19 protein-coding genes are annotated in these 19069 nt (G+C 53.9%); 11 read left to right on the plus strand and 8 right to left on the minus strand.

All coding sequences use genetic code 11. The annotated features are described in order from the left end of the window. Window positions 1–26: 26 nt before the first annotated feature. The 7 genes from CA264_RS17495 to recF all read right to left on the minus strand — a co-directional run bounded on the left by CA264_RS17495 (window position 27) and on the right by recF (window position 8428). A complete protein-coding gene (locus tag CA264_RS17495) occupies window positions 27–1409 on the minus strand; it encodes a M28 family peptidase (protein WP_025608688.1) in 1383 nt (460 codons plus the stop codon). 992 nt (window positions 1410–2401) lie between these two features. Next, window positions 2402–2959, minus strand: coding sequence for an acyl-CoA thioesterase (locus tag CA264_RS17500; RefSeq protein WP_025608689.1), 558 nt, complete (start codon window positions 2957–2959; stop codon window positions 2402–2404). 61 nt (window positions 2960–3020) lie between these two features. Next, the gene (locus CA264_RS17505) at window positions 3021–4394 is read right to left on the minus strand and encodes a T9SS type A sorting domain-containing protein (protein WP_025608690.1); all 1374 of its coding nucleotides are present in this window, start codon (window positions 4392–4394) and stop codon (window positions 3021–3023) included. A 39-nt stretch (window positions 4395–4433) separates the two neighbouring features. Beyond that, on the minus strand, window positions 4434–5948 hold the full coding sequence (locus tag CA264_RS17510) for an SUMF1/EgtB/PvdO family nonheme iron enzyme (RefSeq protein WP_025608691.1): 1515 nt from the start codon (window positions 5946–5948) through the stop codon (window positions 4434–4436). Window positions 5949–6221: 273 nt separating this feature from the next. Then, entirely contained in the window at window positions 6222–6545 is a 324-nt protein-coding gene (locus tag CA264_RS17515) for a DciA family protein (RefSeq protein WP_025608692.1), read from the minus strand. Window positions 6546–6649: 104 nt separating this feature from the next. Beyond that, window positions 6650–7270 carry a hypothetical protein gene (locus tag CA264_RS17520; protein ID WP_025608693.1) on the minus strand — a complete coding sequence of 207 codons (621 nt, stop codon included), beginning with the start codon at window positions 7268–7270 and terminating at the stop codon, window positions 6650–6652. Window positions 7271–7315: 45 nt separating this feature from the next. Beyond that, window positions 7316–8428 carry a DNA replication/repair protein RecF gene (gene recF, locus CA264_RS17525; RefSeq protein WP_025608694.1) on the minus strand — a complete coding sequence of 371 codons (1113 nt, stop codon included), beginning with the start codon at window positions 8426–8428 and terminating at the stop codon, window positions 7316–7318. A 134-nt stretch (window positions 8429–8562) separates the two neighbouring features. On the opposite strand from recF, the gene pdhA reads away from it, so the two are divergent. From pdhA to ribH, 3 genes are all read left to right on the plus strand, one after another. Next, entirely contained in the window at window positions 8563–9609 is a 1047-nt protein-coding gene (gene pdhA, locus CA264_RS17530) for a pyruvate dehydrogenase (acetyl-transferring) E1 component subunit alpha (RefSeq protein ID WP_025608695.1), read from the plus strand. 118 nt (window positions 9610–9727) lie between these two features. After that, on the plus strand, window positions 9728–10447 hold the full coding sequence (locus CA264_RS17535; protein ID WP_025608696.1) for a tetratricopeptide repeat protein: 720 nt from the start codon (window positions 9728–9730) through the stop codon (window positions 10445–10447). 158 nt (window positions 10448–10605) lie between these two features. After that, the gene (ribH, locus tag CA264_RS17540) at window positions 10606–11082 is read left to right on the plus strand and encodes a 6,7-dimethyl-8-ribityllumazine synthase (protein ID WP_025608697.1); all 477 of its coding nucleotides are present in this window, start codon (window positions 10606–10608) and stop codon (window positions 11080–11082) included. 156 nt (window positions 11083–11238) lie between these two features. Here the strand turns inward: ribH and CA264_RS17545 are convergent, their stop codons facing one another. Further along, window positions 11239–11829: a DUF3575 domain-containing protein gene (locus tag CA264_RS17545; RefSeq protein ID WP_025608698.1), complete on the minus strand. Its 591-nt coding sequence runs from the start codon at window positions 11827–11829 to the stop codon at window positions 11239–11241. 360 nt (window positions 11830–12189) lie between these two features. Here CA264_RS17545 and CA264_RS17550 point away from each other — a divergent pair, with 360 nt between their 5' ends. From CA264_RS17550 to CA264_RS17580, 8 genes are all read left to right on the plus strand, one after another. Further along, window positions 12190–12579 carry a TraR/DksA family transcriptional regulator gene (locus CA264_RS17550; protein ID WP_025608699.1) on the plus strand — a complete coding sequence of 130 codons (390 nt, stop codon included), beginning with the start codon at window positions 12190–12192 and terminating at the stop codon, window positions 12577–12579. A 12-nt stretch (window positions 12580–12591) separates the two neighbouring features. Further along, entirely contained in the window at window positions 12592–13155 is a 564-nt protein-coding gene (gene scpB, locus CA264_RS17555; RefSeq protein WP_025608700.1) for an SMC-Scp complex subunit ScpB, read from the plus strand. Between the two features lie 99 nt (window positions 13156–13254). Continuing rightward, window positions 13255–14883: a pseudouridine synthase gene (locus CA264_RS17560; protein ID WP_071784624.1), complete on the plus strand. Its 1629-nt coding sequence runs from the start codon at window positions 13255–13257 to the stop codon at window positions 14881–14883. A 4-nt stretch (window positions 14884–14887) separates the two neighbouring features. Beyond that, window positions 14888–15607, plus strand: a complete 720-nt coding sequence (locus tag CA264_RS17565) for a type III pantothenate kinase (protein WP_025608703.1) — start codon at window positions 14888–14890, stop codon at window positions 15605–15607. Continuing rightward, a complete protein-coding gene (locus CA264_RS17570; RefSeq protein ID WP_025608704.1) occupies window positions 15600–16895 on the plus strand; it encodes an OmpP1/FadL family transporter in 1296 nt (431 codons plus the stop codon). The genes CA264_RS17565 and CA264_RS17570 overlap by 8 nt, the downstream gene beginning before the upstream one ends. Before the next feature lie 132 nt (window positions 16896–17027). After that, window positions 17028–17570, plus strand: a complete 543-nt coding sequence (lptC, locus tag CA264_RS17575; RefSeq protein ID WP_071784629.1) for an LPS export ABC transporter periplasmic protein LptC — start codon at window positions 17028–17030, stop codon at window positions 17568–17570. Further along, on the plus strand, window positions 17567–17740 hold the full coding sequence (locus CA264_RS21945; RefSeq protein WP_157593736.1) for a hypothetical protein: 174 nt from the start codon (window positions 17567–17569) through the stop codon (window positions 17738–17740). The genes lptC and CA264_RS21945 overlap by 4 nt, the downstream gene beginning before the upstream one ends. Window positions 17741–17763: 23 nt before the next feature. Next, the gene (locus CA264_RS17580) at window positions 17764–19065 is read left to right on the plus strand and encodes a hemolysin family protein (RefSeq protein ID WP_036777230.1); all 1302 of its coding nucleotides are present in this window, start codon (window positions 17764–17766) and stop codon (window positions 19063–19065) included. The last annotated feature ends 4 nt before the right edge of the window (window positions 19066–19069 follow it).

The raw sequence follows: 19069 nt of genomic DNA on the forward strand, positions 1-19069 counted from the left end.
AGGTGCTGAATAGGTGCTGAAGTAAATTAACGAACAGGTGCCGGTAACACAGGCAGACTCGCATGGCCGTCCTTGTCAGCCGACTGCACGGCAAAGAAATAATTGTCTTTAGAGTATGGCAGGGTAGCTTTGGTGTCCGTCACATAGAAGCGCTTCTCCCAATTCGGGCTGCTTGTTTCGCGCATCAGTACATAATAGCCGGCAGGCTTCTTCCCTTTGCTCGGCGCCTCCCACTGCAGGTCGGTTTTGTTCGTCAGGTTATAGGTTAGAACGCCTACCTTCTCTGGGGCGGCCGGGGCCCATGCCAGGCTGGCCATAGTGGCCAGGTTAACACCGGCATTCTTGCGCAGGTACTCGAAGTCCATAAACTCAACCAGGTCGCCGTACTGCTTGCCGTCTTCTTTGCGCACATCCTGGTGCTGGTGGTCAAAGTCTTCGTTCATCTCGCTCATGCGCACAGCGGTGTAGCCTTGCCTGTTGAAGGGCGTATGGTCGCCGCCGCGCAGAAAGCGGTCGGTGCGGTGCACCAGTACCACATCCATCTGGTCAACGTACTTCTCGCCAACCAGCTCCATGTAGCGGGCCAGGTTGCGGCTCGGGCTGTCGCTCTCGGCGCCCAGTATCTTGCGCAGGCGGGCCTGCTCTTCGGTTTCGTTGGCCGGCGTGCCTTCGCTGAAGATGCGCACTTTAGTGTTATCATGCAGGCCTGTCTCGGCAGAGTAGGAGTTGCCCACAATATCATTGTTCTGCATCGCCACCAGGTTCCAGCCTTCTTTCTTGGCGCGCTCGGCTAAATGGCTGGAGCCGTACAGGCCCTGCTCCTCTCCCTGGAAGGCCACAAAAAGAAGCGTAGCCGGGAATTTATGGGGAGCCATGACGCGGGCCATCTCCATCACCATGGCCACACCGGAAGCATCGTCGTTGGCGCCCGGCGCTTTGCTCTTGGCGTCCATCACGTCGGTTGCCCTGGAGTCGAGGTGGCCGCCTACAATAAACACGCGGCTATCGTTCGGGTCAGTGCCCTTGAGAACGGCCATAACATTTGCCATCTCCGTGTCCTGCGGCACGCGGCGTCCATCGGCCGGCACCACAAAGCGGTCCATTTCCACGGTCATGCGGCCGTCAGCGGTTTTGGCGTACTTTTCAAACTCAGACTTTACCCACTCGCGGGCTGCGCCGATGCCTTCTTTCTTGCTGGTAGTGGTGCTAAGGGTATGGCGTGTGCCGAAACTTACCATTTTACGTACCAGCTGCTCCAGGTTTTGGGCGGAGATCTGGTTCACCATCTGCTTGATGTCATCGTCCTGGCGAACTACTTCCTGGGCTATACTTTCTGTGGGGTTAGCTATGGGGGCTCCTGCCAGCAGCAGTAGCGCCAGCAGAGGTTTAAGGGTAGATTTAGTGGTCATATGTATGTTTAAGGTGTACGATCCGTGTTACAAGTTACAAAGGAAATGGGAGAAATAGGAGCTTTAGCGTTTGGGGGTTGTAGGTGTTTGCACCGGAGGAGTGTCTGTTTGAGTGACATTTGCTTCTGCTCCGCTCGCATTTCTGGCGCCCGTCCTGGCCTCACTCTGGCGAAAGCATCCGCTTGTACCTTGTACCTAGTCGCCCTATGGCGCAAGTCTTCGAACCTGGGTCTTACGATGATGTTGCGCCTGTGACTCGACTGGCATGCAAAGCCATACTTACAGCTGACGTACAAAACAACTTTCTGGCGCATGCGTCCGCTTGTGCCTTACTGCCCCCGCTTATACTTTCATTGCCTTTGCTTTCCTCGTCCTCGTCCTCCTGCTGGCGCAAGTCTTAGACTTGTGTCCTACTATAGTGTCGAGTTTGCAACTCGACTGGCTCGCAGAGCCATACCTGAATAGCCTTGGCCATACTTGCATGGCCTCTACTTTCTATAACCTCGAACAAGCTATCCCCTTTCTAACTTCCGTTCATCCTGCAGCTCCCACACACTTAGTGTTTCATTTTATACTATAGAGCGCTCATGCCCGCGAGGGCCCGTCTTCCCGCATCGCGCAGGGAGCTTTTCCTGCCGGGGTAGGGGCCCTCTTACTTGTGCCTCGGGCTGCCTCGCTCGCGCTCGTCACCGGGAAAACTCGCATAGGCGCTCTTTTCGAGGGCCCCTACCCCCACCCAAGGACTGGGATCAATTCCGGTAGCTACTGCTTTTGCTGTAGAACCTATTATTTTCTTACTTCTGCAGCTTTTTTTAAGGGCGCCCGGGGATGACTTTGTACCCTCCCTTCAACCTCTTGCAGGAGGCAGGGAGAGACGTTTATCTGCACAGCTTCGGCTATGCATGAGGCAGCAGGACGGGCGGAACAAAAGAGCAGCGGGCCTTGAGAAACAAACCATCCGCAGGGGCTGAGCATACCCGTGAGGGCTTCGGCTAAAAGGCCAGTTGGCAGCGCTGGCTTTCGAGCAGGTGCAGTTCGGAGTCTACACTGAGGACTGTTTTGGAGTTGGCGAGTTCCTTTTCATAGCGCTGCGACAGTTCCCGGCGCTTAATGGCCTCTAAAAAGCGGCGGGCATCCTCCCGCGACTCAAGTATGAGCCCTGGAACCTGTGCAGGTTTATCATCATCGCCTTTAGCCACCATGGTAAAATAAGACGTGTTGGTGTGCTTTACAGTGCCCGTTTTCACGTTTTCAGCGATCACCCTAATGCCGACCATCAACGAAGTGTTGCCCACGTAGTTTACAGAGGCCTTCAGCGATACCAGGTCGCCCACATCCACCGGCTGAAGGAAGTGCACCCCCTCCACCGACACCGTAACGCAGTAGTTGGCCGCATGCTTTGAGGCGCAGGCGTAGGCCACTTTGTCCATCAGCGACAGTAAGATGCCGCCGTGTATCTTGCCGCCAAAGTTGGCGTAGCTCGGGATCATGAGCTCGGTGAGCGTCGTGCGGGAGTAGGAAACAGGGCGGTAGTTTGGAGTGGTGTTCATGGTGTAAAGATAGTTTAAGAGAACTATACGGGAGAATTACGGCCTCATGATACAGAAACAGTTATTCTGCCACAAGTATCTTCATAACGGCCGGGGGTGCGCCTGGCTCTAAAACGTGCAGAAAGTATAAACCCGCCGCCAGGTGGCGCACGTCGACCTCAGACTGACCCTTAAAGCTTTTCTGCAGAACGAGCTGCGCGTTCGGTGTGAAGAGCTTAAGGTTAGCGGCGGCCTCAGGAGCGGTGGCCTGCACGGTCAGGAAGGTGCGGGCAGGAATAGGCCAGACCAGCGGCAGGCGCTTTGCCTGTGCTGCTGCAGGCACGGCAATTATTTTGGAGTAAGTGGCTGTGCTGTCGTGGTCCAGCTGCTTAAGCTTATAGTAGGTAATTGTGCTCTGGTAGTTTGTGTCTGGGTACGTGTAGGTGATGGGGGTGTACACTGTTCCTTTGCCCTGCCTGTATCCAATCTTCCGCCAGGGGCCATTCCCGTCGGAGCGCCATACTTCAAAGCCTGCGTTGTTGTGCTCAGAAGCGGTCGTCCACTGCAGCTCCACCTGGCTATCCGACTTTCGGAACCCCTTAAAGTAAGCAAGCTCCACAGGCGTGGGGATAAGCCTGATCGTCTCTTCCATGTCAGCACCATCGCTACTGCCTCCCATAAACAGTACAAGCGCTTCCGGCCTTCCGTTCAGCGACTGGCTTGCGGAGGTAAGCGTTGCCCATCCGTCAGCCCGGGCACCCATGTACATCGTCAGTTCCTGCTGCTCCCCATCCAGCGCCTGGTCTTCGGACTGGCCGTGTGCCCAGCCATCGGAGGAGCCCCCGGCGAAGAGCGATGGGGCATATCTTTCTCCTTCTAAAGACTGCTCTTCGGGCAGCTGCGCGCTGGCCCATCCGTCTGAGCCGCCACCCTGGTAAAGCGTTAGATCCAAAATGCCGCCGCCCAGTGTTTGGTCTGGGGAGGCGCTGACGCTTGCCCCGTCGGCTTCACCTCCCTGGAAAAGGGTAAGCACCACGCTTGCTCCGTCTAAAGCACGCGACCCTGGCAACGTTGCCTGTGCCCAGCCATCGCTTCCTCCGCCGAAGAACAGCGACAGCACCAGGGTATCTCCGTTAAGCTGCAGGTTTACGGAGTTGGCCGTGGCGGCTCCGTCGGCCTTGCCTCCCTGGAAGAGAGTAACGTCGGTTGCCTCTCCGGTAAACGTTAGAGGTGTGCTTGTTGCTGATAAAGTATAACCGTCGGACTGCCCGCCGTTGTACAAAACCTGCGGCACCGGCTCGCCGGACAGTAGCGTTGGGGCGGAGAGCTGTGCTGAGGCGCTTCCGTGGCTGCTTCCGCCTTTGTAGGGCGTATACTCCTGTTCGTCCTGTGCTATAGCGGCACCGGATAGGCAGGTAAGTAGCAGCGTGTAAAGGAAGTACAGATGGAAACGCACCTGTTGCAGGAGGTTTAAAGTTAGATGAAACGCAATTGCCTAGAGGCCCGGAGCGGTGCGTACAGCCCGGAAGCCGTGGTCGTTGCCACGGGTGGCGTAGTTGTAGGTGGCCCAGCGCCTGTCGGACACGCGCAGGTCTGTTGCGGCAGCGGTAGAGGACCAGGAACCGCCGCGGAACCCGGCACCGGCGGCTCCTTTCACCTCGTTGGTGGCTCCGGTAGCACCGGGCCAGTCGGCGTTGTTTGCGTAGCCGTCACCGCTTAGCTCCCCGTCTCCGTGTGTGCCTGCAAAAGGATGTGCGGCCGCGTACCCCACGCTCACCACCCGCTCCCACAGGTTGCCGCTCAAATCCATGATTCCCCAGTAGGAGGCACCTGCCTGCTGCCGGTTAGAGGTTGCGGTGGCAAACATGCCTACACGCACAGGCCCCAGCACGCCCCCGTTGCCGTAGTTAGCGTTTGCGTTTAGCGTATTGCTTGCTTCCTCTGCGGTGCCGTCATTAGCAACCGCTGTTACTGGCAGGATGTAGTCCCCGTTGCCCCAGGCATACTCTCCGCCAATGGCGCCCATGTTACCGCGCGCCGCTTTTTCATACTCTAGCTCTGTCATCGGCCGTAGCCCGGCCCAGTCTGCGTAAGCGGCGGCATCTATCCAGCTTAAAAAGCTACAGGCGCGGTTTGGAGCCTGTGTGGTGGCATCTCCTCCTGTCCAGCTGATGGTGTTGCGGTTTACAACTCCGTCAGAGGCCTTGTTTGTTGTTCCGGTGGCTGTAATATCCAGCGTGTTTTTCTGCGGTGTGGTCAGCGTGTTGAAGAAATCAACCCACTGCCCCTCAGATACCTCATACTTCATGCTGTAGAAAGCGCTGAAGCCTTTTGGGAAAGCCGCTGGAATTGTGAAGGAGCTTCCTGTTCCTAAGCCCCACATGGAAGCCGTGGAGCTGGAGGTGCCCTGGGTATAGTAGTAGCTGTTGGAGGCGGCTGTGGTTACAGAAATGGCTCCCTCACTGGTGATGTCCCAGGGGCGCGTGTCGTTGCTGGCCGATCCTTTCTTGAACGCCCCGTTGGAGGTGCCGAAGTCCCCGGCGAAAAAAGCCCCCTGCGGCACGTACACCATTTCCACGGCAAACACCTTTACTGTAACCAGGGCCCCGTCGGTGAGGCCGTTGGCCGCGTAATCCCACTTCAGGCCCACGTCAGCCAGCGAGAACGTGCCTGAGCCAGCGGCAGAACGGTAAATAAAGGCACCCGCTCCGTCAGCAGGCGTGTCGACCTTGGAGCCTGTAGGGGCAGTGTGGCCGGTGGTTTTCAGCTTGGCGTGGTACCACTGCTGGCTTCCGCTTGGCTGGTACTTAACAAATACCCAGGCGGCGTCCCAGTTCTGCTGGCCCACCGACAGGCGCCACGAGTTGTCCCAGCTGATGTTAAAGCTAACCGTTGTGGTTTTGTCGGCTGTGTTCTGATTGCTCAGGTTCACATTGCTGACGTTGATGTTGTTTGTGTATCCTGAAAACGAGGTGAGGCAAACGAGGAGGGTAACTAAAAGCTGGCGCATGATGAGTGATTGTAATTCCTTAAATGCGCCGCAAAAGTATAGTAATCAACTATATGAACATAATTCGAAGTGTTGTCTTTCGTTATTCTGTTTGGATGGATGTTTGGGGATGATTAAATAAATATATTAAAATTTATATGTTCTGTTGCCCGTAGTTTTGGGAGCATTATGAAAAACAGTTGCTTACGGCTTTTGCCTGCAGCGGATGTACAAGGATAGTATAAATTGGGCTACGGCAAGAAAAAATTTCCGGAATGGGGCCAGGCAGCGCTGCTACAGGAAGACAACATCCTTCACCACGTCACGTCCCGCCTCTGTGTTCAGGATATCGATCACCTTGCTCTTAGACATGTTAAGCTCGTGCTTAAGCGGGGCAGACGTTAGTTTCACAAAAAGCTTTCCGTCCTTAAAGTATAGCTGCTGCGTTTTCAGGGCAATGGGTTTGCCCATGATCTTCTCCCAGTTTTGCACCAGCTGTACCTCGCTCAGCTTGCCATCCAGGCGATAGGCCTGCATCAGCGCCTTCAGGCTCTCTCCAATCGGCTGGATATCGGCCTTGCGTCTGTCAATCTCCTCTTTCTTCTTGTAGTAGCGCACGGGTTGGGTAATTATGAATTAGAAATTATGAAAGATGAATGGGAGTATAAATTCATGAACCTTAAAAATAGCATAGTGTAGAACAGCGTCAAAGAATAAATTACCTATTTGTGTGGGTGCTTTTTAGTCCATGTCCAGCTTCTAATGAAGTGGCATATGCAGTTAGTAATTTCGATCATTAGTTCTGTAGCTTCAAGTCTCAATTGATCATCAACAAAGAGATCCTCCTTGCTGATTGAGAATGCTATAGTCCTTTGCTCTTTATCCTTCAATCTCGTTGAATTGAAAATATGTTTATCGCTTAGATGTACAAAACCAGAAGTTTCTTTATAAACCTTTTCAACCCATGGGTAATCAATAGATAACTTCTTTACAAGGTAGCTATCATGCATTTTCGCACCTGCCGAATCCTTCAGATGGTTAATTTGTTCCCCACTTAAAACCTTCATTGCGAAGTCATGCGGGTTATCTACAATCCATGCTGCAGAGAATCTAAGTAAATTATCTAGATGGAGTCTTATCAAGTGTGCCGCACAGTTAAAGTTGTTAGCTCTTGTGAGAAGAACAAAACCACTTATAGTTGATAAGGTTCTGTTAAGAACAGCATTCGCTAATAAGTCAAGAGGATACATATTTTCATCATGAATCATCTCTTTTGCAGATTCAATCACTACTTTGTCTAATGACTCTAGCCTTTTTAAGCTCTCTTCTACCTCGTTGTTCATGATGGGATACATTGCTTTAGAAAAAAGTCAAAGTTGCCTAACAACCTACGACTTTCCAATCACCTTAACCTTCCCCTTCTTCACCTCAAATCTACGGATACTTTCCGAGAGGCCTTCGAGTATTTTGTCGGTGCGCTCCAGGTGGGTGTCTGTCAGGAAGATTTGGCCGAAGGTGTGGGCAGCCACCATTTGCATGAGTTTGGTGATGCGCTTCTCGTCCAGGCGGTCGAAAATATCGTCGAGCAGGAGCAGGGGCTTGTGGTGCTGCCGCTGGTCCATTACCTCAAAGTGCGCCAGCTTTAGGGCGATCACATAACTCTTCTGCTGCCCCTGCGAGCCGAAGCTCTTCACGGGGTTACCGTCCATCAAAAAAACGAAGTCGTCTTTGTGCGGGCCTACCGTGGTGCGCTGCAGGGCTGTGTCTTTCCGTTCGGCCTGCTGCAGTTTGTAGGCAAAGTCGTGGCCTTCCAGCTGGCTTTTGTAAGTAAGCGTTACCTCCTCGTGGCTATCGGAAATGTGGTGGTAGTGCTTCTGGAAAATGGGCACGAACTCCTGCAGAAAGCGCTGCCGCGCCTGCACCAGCTGCTGGCCGAAGGGCACCAGCTGCTCGTTTAGGATCTGCAGGTAATCGCGGTCAAAATAGTGGCGCTCGGCAAACTGCTTGAGCAGGGAGTTGCGCTGTTTCAGGATGTAGTTGTACTGGATGAGCTGCTCCAGGTACACGTGGTCGAGCTGCGAGATCAGGCTGTCGAAGTACTTGCGGCGCTCCTCGCTACCCTCGCGTATCAGGTCGGTGTCGTAGGGGGAGATAAGCACCACCGGAAAGCGGCCGATGTGGTCGCTGATTTTATCGTAGGGCGACTTGTTGTGCGTCACGGTCTTTTTCTGCCCCTGCTTCAGGCTTACCTGCACGGTGTGTTTGGCGTCGCCCACCTCAAAGCGCCCCTTCACCATAAAGAAATCCTCGCCCTGCTTTATACTTTGGGCATCGGTGCCGGGGAAGGCGCTTTTGGTCATGGAGAGGTAATGGATGGCGTCGAGCAGGTTTGTTTTGCCGCTGCCGTTGTCGCCGATAAAGCAGTTGATATGCTCCGAGAAGCTGAGCGCAGCTTCTTCATAGTTTTTGAAAAACAGCAAACTGATATTTTCGAGGAGCATTTAATTTCTACTTTGATATCTTTTTCCTTAATTTCGCATGCTAAACCGTTTGTGGCTTCTATATGCCGCAGCACGAGGCGGTTAAATGCCGCTCCATATAAACGGACATCTTAAAAACGCATAGACTATTACTCATGGCTGATACGAAAGATAAGGCAAAAGCGAAGTCGGCGAAAGCAAAGGTACAGGCTGAGCCAAAGTTTTCAAAGGAAACATATATGTGGTGGTATGAGTCGATGAAGCTCATGCGCCGCTTCGAGGAGAAGTCCGGGCAGCTGTACGGGCAGCAGAAAATCAAAGGTTTCTGCCACTTGTACATCGGCCAGGAGGCATGTGCCGCCGGAGCAGCTTCTGCTTTGGAGAAAGGCGACAAGTGGATCACCGCTTACCGCGACCACGCACACCCGCTGGCCCTGGGCACAAGCCCTAACGCTATCATGGCGGAGCTCTTTGCCAAGGCTACCGGCTGCTCTAAGGGCAAGGGTGGCTCTATGCACATCTTCGATAAGGAAGTAGGCTTTATGGGCGGCCACGGTATTGTGGGCGCGCAGGTGCCGCTTGGCGCAGGTATCGCCTTTGCTGAGAAGTATAATAACACCGGCAAAGTATGCATCTGCTACATGGGCGATGGTGCAACGCGCCAGGGTGCTTTCCACGAGGCCCTGAACATGGCCATGACCTGGAAGCTGCCTGTTATCTTTGTGATCGAGAACAACGGTTACGCCATGGGTACTTCCGTGCAGCGTACCTCTAACGTGGTAGAGCTGTACCAGCTGGGCGAAAGTTACGACATTCCTTCTGAGCCGGTTGATGCCATGGAGGTTGAAAATGTACACGAGTCCGTAGCAAGAGCCGCTGAGCGCGCCCGCGCTGGCGAAGGCCCAACGCTGCTCGAGTTCAGAACTTACCGCTACAAAGGCCACTCCATGTCCGACCCTGCCAAGTACAGAACCAAGGAAGAACTGGAAGACTACAAAGGGCGCGACTCTATTGAGTCTGTAAAAGCGACCATCCTGAAGAATGGCTGGGCTACAGAGGAAGAACTGGACCAGATTGATGAGAAGGTGAAGCAGCAGGTGGCGGAGTCGGTTAAGTTTGCCGAGGAGTCTCCGTACCCAGAGCCGGAGGAGCTGTACACGGATATTTACGTGGAGAGCGACTATCCATTTATTATGGACTAATTTAGATTTTAATCAAAAATTAGGAATTAAAAATTATAAATTAGATGTTCGGAATCTGTAAGTGTTGTTTCTAATTACCTTTGATTCCTAATTTTGAATTTCTAACCTATTACTACTGATGGCAAAAGAAACAGTAAAGAAACACAACGAGTTTGAGGAGCTGGTTGAGAACCCTGATGCACTGGCGGACCGCCTGGCGTACTCAGAGGACTTTGTGAAGAAGAACAAATCAAAGCTTCTCGGTGTGTTTATCGCCATCGCTGCTGTTGTTGTGGGAGCCTTCCTGTATTATAACTACCGCAGCACGCAAAATGTAGAGGCGCAGAACGCTATGTTCCAGGCCGTGTACTACTTTGAGGCCGACTCCCTGAGCAAAGCACTGAACGGCGATGGCCAGAACCCTGGCCTGCTGGAGGTGGCGGACGAGTACAGCGGAACGGATGCCGGTAACCTGGCTAACTTCTATGCCGGCGTAGCGCTGCTAAAGCAAGGGCAGTATGCCGAGGCGGTGGATCGCCTGCAGGAGTTTGAGTCTGACGATTACCTGCTGCAGTCACGCGCCTACAGCCTGACCGGTGATGCGCTGCTGGAGCAAGGTAAAAACAAAGAGGCCGCCGACATGTACGTGAAAGCTGCGAACCATAACGCGAACCCGTTCTTCTCGCCGCAGTACCTGATGAAGGCCGGTATTGCCTACGAAGCGGAGAACAACTTTGCCTCTGCCGCTGAAATGTATGACAAGATCATCACAGACTATGTGGCCTCTGCAGAGGTTTCTGATGCTAAGAAGTATAAAGCCCGTGCCGAAATGCTGGCAGGTGGCAACCAAGCTGAATAAGCGGGCCCAGGCCTGTATGTACAAAGCGCTTTTGCCTCCAGGCAGGAGCGCTTTTTTATTGGCACTCTGCCCGCCGGAGCGCAGGCAGGCGGCAGAGGCAGCGTAAGCATTGCCTGCCGCGAAACACGCATAACGAGTAACGATCAACGATAGAAAGTATGGCTACATCATTAAAGAACCTGAGCGAGTACAGCCAGAGCAAGTTTACAGACATCTCGGAGAAAACCTTTGGCATTGTGGTGGCAGAGTGGCACGACGATATTACAAACGTCTTGTGCCAGGGAGCCGTGGACACGCTGCTCAAGCACGGCGCCAAGAAGGAGAACATCTTCATCAACTCTGTGCCGGGCAGCTTTGAGCTGACGCTGGGGGCGCAGTTCCTGGCCCTGCAGGAGGAGATTGACGCGGTGATCTGCATCGGCGTTGTGATCAAAGGCGACACCAAGCACGATGACTACATCAACCACGCCGTGGCCAACGGCCTGACCAACGTTTCACTGAAGTTCAACAAGCCGGTGTCTTTCGGCTTGGTAACCACCAACAACCTGGAGCAGGCGCTGGACAGGGCGGGAGGCAAGCACGGAAACAAAGGCGTAGAGGCTGCCGCTGCCGCCATTGGCATGCTCAGCTTCTAAGGCTTTGCGCAAAAGGCGGGGCCCTTGTAGCTACCGTCTTTTATGCCTGTTGCATAAAGGCCAGCGGCACAAGCTAAACCCGTGCCGCTACGGTAAAATAAAAAAGCGCCCGCTTCAGAAGCTGAAGCGGGCGCTTTTCGTATCGGTCGGCCTGTCTTAAAAGCTGTAGCCGACCGTTAAGCCGGGCCTGAACCTCACACCGCTCCCCACCAGGTTCAGGAAGCCGAGGTCAAAGTCATCTTCGGTGCCGGAGTTAACCTTAAGGCTGCCGCCGTTCACGCCTACGCCCAGGAACAAGTCCAGGGAAATGCCGCTGTTAAAGATCCACTGGTTACCGGCTGCCACGCCGGCCCCTACAGGCGAATAGGTCGCTTTGTAGGTTTTCCCCTCTTCCTCGTCGTCTACAGTCAGCTTATAGTTCAGGATACGGCCGTAGCCTGCCACGTAAAAGCCGTTAGGGGCCTGCTTAGTGTCAGACAGGTAATACCGCACTTCCGGTGTAAAGCCATAGCCTTCAAACGAAACATCCTTATAAGAGGCCCCTGTTGTAAAGGCGCCGAACTGCGCGCTTACCTGCGGGGCAAAGGCATACTCCACAAAGCCCGAGGCCGTGAGCACGAAGGGGCTTAGCACGTTCGCCTTGATTACGGCCCGCCGGGGGGCCGGGGCTTGCCGGCGCACCTGTGCAAAGGCGGTGGAGGCCGTTAAGGCAAGTACGGTGGAGAGAAGTAAAGTGAGTCTGTTCATACACGGAACTTAAAGTATAAATAAGGAGTAACGGGTTTGGCCGTAGCGGCACATCTGCAACTATTGTTCCAGAAAGCCTGAAACGCTAAAACCAGAATATGAGGTAATTATCTCGGATAAAAAATTGTTAAATAATAGCCACAGATAGTAAAGTATTAAGAATACTCTTATTTTTGCAGCAAAATTAGCCTTTATGCCTTTTAAATGGAGGTATTGAGTCGAGATTTTTAAAGTGCAAAACCGGATTAAACTATATAGGTTTGTCTGATGTTATGCCGCTGAGACCCTTTTTGGTCTAAAAGAGTTGAATCCCCGGACAAGAGGTTAAAACTATAAGACAGACAGTTCTAATACAGTGTAATGAATACAAACGAAGAAAAACAGCGTTATTCCAAAGAGGAGCTTGCTGAGTTCGAAGAGATCATCCAGGAGAAGTTGACGAATGCGCGTAAAGAGGTAGCTTTTATCAAAGAAACCCTGAGCCGCCGCAACGACTCCGGCACCGATAACACAGCCTCTCAATCCAAAATGCTGGAAGATGGTGCGGACACTGCCGAGAAGGAAAGCTTGAACCAGCTGGCTTCACGCCAGATGAAGTTCATCCAGCAGCTAGAGAATGCTCAGATCCGCATTAAAAACGGAACCTACGGCGTTTGCATCGTAACAGGCAAACTTATCCCAAAAGAGAGATTGCGTGCCGTGCCGCATACACAGCACTCCATCGAAGCAAAACTTCAGCGTAACGATTAGTACTTTTACCCCTTGGATATTCTGCAAAACCATATTCAGGCACTCGTTTTCTGTGCCCAGTCGCCAATCAGTATAGAGGAAATCCAGCGCTGCCTTCAGGAGTCGCTCGGAATGGAGGAGATCCTGGTGAGTGACGTGCTGGAGGCCGTAGAGGCGATAAACGAACAGTTGGTAGCGCAGGGCTTTGCCTTCCAGATCTACGCGATCGGGGGCGGTTACCAGTTCCTGACCAAGCCGGAGTACCAGGATACGGTAAGTACTTACCTGAAGCACAAGTCAAAGAAAAAATTGTCAGCGTCTGCATTGGAGACGCTGGCAATTATTGCCTACAAACAGCCGGTAACCCGCAGCCAGATGGAGCAGATCCGTGGCGTGGGCTGCGACTATGCCGTACACAAACTGCTCGAGAAAGAGCTGATCGAAATAAAAGGCAAGGCCGATACCATCGGGCGCCCTGTGCTCTACGGCACATCGCAGAAGTTTATGGACTACTTCGGCATTAACCATCTCAAAGACCTTCCGCAACTAAAAGACTTCGTTACCGAAGAGAACACCATTGGCGAGTCTGCCGACTAGTTTACACACCCGATCGGGATTGAACTATAGTTTTACCAAATCCATTATTACTGCACAACCAAGGTACAGTAGCGATACTGCATCGATAACTACATAGCAATGGCAAAATTTAATGAAAGGCCTGATCGCGATAACGCGGGCACAGGCAGAAGAGGTGCTGACAGAGACCGCTCTGATAGGCCAAGCAACGACCGCGAAGGCAAAAAAATCTTTAACAGAAGAGACAAGTACGAAAGACCTGCAGAAGGGGGAGAAGGCCGTGAGCGCCGCTCTTTCGGAGATAGGGATAATAGAAGAGATAACGACCGCAAGCCTTTCAACAGCGACAGACGCGAAGGCGGAGACCGTCGCTCATTCAACTCTGATCGCCGCGAAGGTGGCGAGAGACGCTCGTATGGCGGCGACAGAGCTGAAAGAAGAGAAGGCGGTGAGCGCCGCTCCTTCAACTCCGACAGGAGAGAAGGTGGAGAGCGTCGCAGCTACGGCAACGATAGACGCGAAGGCGGCGAGCGCCGTTCTTTCGGAGGCGACAGAAGAGAGGGTGGAGAGCGTGGAGAGCGTCGTTCCTTCAACACAGACAGGCCGGAAAGACGCGACAACGACAGAAGAAGCTTCGGCGCTGACAGACGTGATGACCGCCGTGGCGGTGAGCGCGAAGGCGGCGAAAGGCGCTCTTTCGGAGGCGATAGGAGAGAGGGTGGCGACCGCCGTTCTTTCAGCAGCGACCGCCCGAGACGCGAGGATGGCGACCGCCGCAGCTATGGCTCCGACCGTCGTGACGACCGCAGAGGCGGCGACAATGACCGCCGCTTTAGCCGCGAGGGCAAGCCTTCGTTTGGCGAGAAGCGTGGGTTCAGAGAAGACAGGGGCGAACGAGGAGGCAAGAGTTTCGGCGCCAAAGGCCGCTCCGGCGACCGCTTCCGTGGTAACGAGGAAGAGCCGAAGACGCCAAACTACAACCTGAGCCGCTACAAGGATAACCCGCGCATCAAAAAGAGCAACCGCGAAGAGGAAAGTGACGGTACCGTTCGCCTGAACCGCTACATTGCGAATGCGGGCGTGTGCTCTCGTCGCGAGGCGGATGTGCTGATTGAGTCGGGAGAGATCAAGGTAAACGGCGAGGTAATAACCGAGATGGGCTACAAGGTGCAGCCTACCGATAACGTGTACTACGGCAAAAAGCTCCTGAGCCGCGAGAAGATGGTGTACGTGCTGCTGAACAAGCCAAAGGACTTCCTGACTACGACGGATGACCCGGAGGGCCGCAAAACGGTGATGAGCCTGGTGGCGAATGCCTCTAAAGAGCGCATCTTCCCGGTGGGCCGCCTGGACCGCAACACCACAGGCCTGCTGCTGTTCACCAACGACGGCGAGGTGGCGCAGAAGCTGACGCACCCATCCAACAATATCAAGAAGATTTACCAGGTAGAGCTGGACAAGCCAATCACCAAAGCCGACTATGTTAAAGTAGCGGAAGGCGTGGAGCTGGAAGACGGCAAAGCCGAGGTAGACGATGTGGCCATCCTGGGTGAGTCTAACAAGTTCCTGGGGCTGGAGATCCACATTGGCCGTAACCGCATTGTGCGCCGTATTTTCGAGCACCTGGGGTATGACGTGGTATCTCTGGACCGCGTGCAGTACGCCGGACTAACGAAGAAGGACGTGCCGCGCGGAGAGTGGCGCTACCTGACCGAAAAAGAAGTGATCCAGCTGAAATACTTCATGTAAGCACATGCGCAACGTCGCCATCGACATCGGGAACACCGGCACAAAGTACGGCCTCTTCGAAGGGGGAGCCATAGTGAAGCAAGGGTATTTTGAGGGGCAGGAAACGCTGCCGCCGGCCCTGCTAAACCAAACTTTTGACCATGCCATAGTTGCCTCGGTGGCCGCCAACGCACAAAGTATAAAGGAGAGGCTGTCTGTGACAGGTAAGCTATTGGAGCTTACCCCACAGGCAGCCTTACCTGTTTTAAACCTCTACAAAACGCCGCAGACGCTCGGCGCCGACAGGGTTGCCGCCGCCGTGGGGGCAAGTTACCTGTTCCCGGGCCGCAACTGCCTGGTGTTTGACGCAGGCACCTGCGTGACGCACGACTTCGTGGATGCGCAGGGCCGGTACCACGGCGGCGGCATCGCCCCAGGCCTGCAGATGAAATTCAGGGCGTTGCATACTTTTACCCAGCGCCTGCCGTTAGTACAGCAAATTGATGAAAATTTTCCGCTGACCGGGCAAACTACGCAGGAATCCATCCAGAGCGGCGTATTGGCCGGAAGTGTGGCCGAACTCAACGGGCTGATCCAATCTTACGCCGAAAAAGCCCCGGATTTGGTGGTTATACTTTGCGGAGGCGATGCAGGATTTTTTGAAAGTAACTTAAAAGGACGCATCTTTGTAATTCCTGAATTGGTCTTGATCGGGCTTCACAGAATATTGACACATAATGTATAAGACACTCCGAGTACTGGTAGGCTTCGCAGCGCTATGCCTGGCGCACACAACACAGGCGCAGCTTATCGGCAATACGCCTTACTCCCGCTATGGGATAGGGGAGATCAACGAGAACTACGGCAGCATACGTGGGGCGGGTATGGCAGGAGCAGGGATCAGTGCCGGCAACAGCTACCAGCCTAATACGGCAAACCCGGCTTTGCTGTACTACAACAGCATCACCAACTTTGATATGAGCGGTGCCGGGCAGATTAAGAACGTGGAGAGCGCCGATGCCTCGCAGCTGGACGGTAACGGTAACCTGTACAACCTGTCGCTGGTGGTGCCGATCTCCAAGCGCTGGAGTTCTGCGGTGGGCCTGCGCCCGTACTCAACAGTCAATTACGAGATTAACGCCTCTTCTGAGGTGGAAGGCAACCCGCTGGCAAGTATAAAACGCTCCTATGTGGGCGACGGGGGCTTGTCAGAGGCGTACTTTGCACACGGCTTCAAGCTGTTCGACGGCTTTACCGTTGGCGGTAGCGCTTCGTACGTGTTCGGTAACACCGTGCTGGAAACCTCCAGCAAAGTGGTGGACCCGGAGCAGGCTGGAACCGACTATATCAATGTTATCCGCGTGGACCGCACCTCCTTCAACGACTTCCTCTTCCGGGCAGGCGCTAACTACAGGCGCAAGCTGAAAGACAAGCTGTTCATGAGCGCAGGCGGTGTCTACAGCTTTGCCACCGACCTGGATGCCGAGCGAGACGTAAGCTACGAGCGCCGCGATGCCAATGCGACGCCATGGAACATAATCGCCGATGAAGACACCATCAACGGTTCCATTCACCTGCCGGCCAACTGGCGTGCCGGCATCAGCCTCGACAACGGGAACAACCTTACTGTCGCGGCAGACTTTACCACCTATGAGTGGTCTAAGTTCAAAGGCCTGGACGGCAGCAATGATAACCTGCAGGATAGCTACAAAGTGGCCCTGGGGGCAGAGTACACCCCGAACGCCAACGCCATCGACAGTTACTTCAAGCGCATTACCTACCGTGGCGGCCTCTACTACAACGACACGCAGTATCACCTCAACGGGGAGGATATAAAAGACATGGGTGTGACGACAGGCTTTACGCTGCCAATCGGCCGTGGCACTATCTATGATTTATATTTGTTAAACATATCGCTCGGCTATGGGCAGCGCGGCACCACGGACCAGGGCCTGATCAAGGAAAATTACTTCCAGTTTGGTCTGGGCTTCACCGTGAACAGCCGCTGGTTCCTGAAGCGGCGAATAGAATAGAACAAGTATAGCTAAATGTGAAAAGCCGTTCTTGGAGCGGCTTTTTTTATGGTACATGCCTGCCATGCCGCAGGCCGGAAACAATTAGCACAAAAATTGCTAACTTCACAGAAACCGCAGTTTAAGATGCGCATGAGAAACGGATGGATAGCCGGGCTAACCCTGGTGCTAACGGCAGTGTTTAGCCTCGGGTGCGAACGGGATATCAAAAACCCTGACGAGGAAGAGCGTTACACTGGCCCTACGATAGAGAACCATGACGTGACAACGCTCTACAGCGACTCAGCCAGGCTGATGATCAAGCTGCAGGCCCCTGTGCAGCAGGAGTTCGAGGGGGGCGAGGGCGTGTTTCCGAAAGGCTTCTACGTGGAGTTCTACGACGACAACGGAAAGCTGGAGTCTACCCTGCGCGGGAACTACGGCAAGCAGGAGCCGAACAAGAACATGTACACCGCCCGGGGCAACGTGGTGGTGAACAACCTGAAAAAGCAGGAAAAGCTGGAGACGGAGGAGCTCTTCTGGGACAGGAGCAAAGCCAAGATCTTCACCGATAAGTTCGTCAGGATCACCACGCCGGAAGAGGTGCTCACCGGAACGGGCCTCACGGCCAACCAGGACATGTCCAGGTACTCCATCAAAAAAGTAACGGGTAAGTTTAACTTCAACGAGCAATGAACCGAAGGCTTGTTTACATGATTCTGCTGTCGCTGGCTTTCGTGGCCATGGTCATTGGTGTGCACCGCAGCATTGTAGAGGATGACGTGCTGGGCAACTACTGGCTCTTTATGGTCGGCTTTGTCTTCTATATGCTCTACCGCTACACCAAGAAGAAAGACAGCGCCTAGAAAACTGCTGTGCCTGATTTAACATGATAGACCCCAGTCAGATCATACTGCTGCTCGTTGCGTTGCTGTTCTCGGCCTTTTTCTCAGGCATTGAGATGGCGTTTATGGCCGCAAACAAGATTCAGATCGAGCTGAGCGATAAAAACGGCGTGCTTTCTGGCCGTATCCTGTGGCACCTGCTGCAGCGCCCGGCCCGCTTGCTGGGCACCGCCCTGATCGGCAACACGCTGGCCCTGGTGCTCTACGGCTTCGCCATCGCGGGGGTGCTTCACCAGCTGCTCACGCTCTACCTGCCCGAGCCGCTGCAGTTCAACCTCCTGATCCTGGTGCTGCAGATCTCCGTTGCCTCGGTGGTCGTGCTGCTTACAGCGGAGTTCCTGCCGCGTAGCCTCTTTGCCATCAACCCCAACAAAATGCTGCAGGTGCTGGCCGTGCCTATCCTGCTGATGTACTACCTGCTGTGGCCGGTGGTGTACCTGATCGTGGGCCTGAGCAAATGGATGGCAGAGAAGGTGTTCAAGATCGAGTTTTCGGAGGAGAAGCCAGTGTTCGGCTTTACAGACCTTAATGCGTTCATCAAAAACCGCCTCTACCACCCGGAGCAGGAGCACGCCCCGGAGGTAGACCCGCAGATCTTCCACAACGCGCTGGAGTTCAAGACCGTGAAGGTGCGCGAGTGCATGGTGCCCCGCACCGAGGTGGAGGCCGTGGATGTGGAGAGCTCGGTGGAGGAGCTGCGGGAGGCGTTTATCAGTACGGGCCACTCCAAAATCCTGGTTTACGAGGATAGCATCGATAACATCATCGGGTACTGCCATCAGCTGGCCATGTTTAAGCAGCCGCAAAGTATAAAAGAGATCCTGTCGCCGGTTAGTATGGTGCCGGAGAGTATGCTGGCCAGTGAGCTGTTTGTGAAGTTTGTGTCGGAGCACCGCAGCGTGGCCGTGGTGGTGGACGAATTTGGCGGCACCTCTGGCATAGTTACTGTAGAGGATGTGATAGAGGAGATTTTTGGGGAGATACAGGATGAGTACGATGTAAACGACCAGCTGCTGGAGCAGATTATCCCGGAGAAGGGGCTTTACATTCTGAGCGCCCGCCATGAGATAGACTACCTGAACGAAAAGTATGAACTGGGCCTGCCCGAGGGCGATTACGAAACGCTGGGAGGGCTGATCTTTTCAGAAATAGGGGAAATACCGACGCCGGGCGATAAAGTAGAGGTGCCTCCCTTCACCATCACTGTCCTGACGATGGACGAGAACCGCATCGACGCTGTGAAGCTGCTAAAAAACGCAGATTTTCAGGCAGATGCCAAAAGCTAAACGA

The sequence above is a fragment of the Pontibacter actiniarum genome (assembly GCF_003585765.1).
GTDB lineage: Bacteria > Bacteroidota > Bacteroidia > Cytophagales > Hymenobacteraceae > Pontibacter > Pontibacter actiniarum.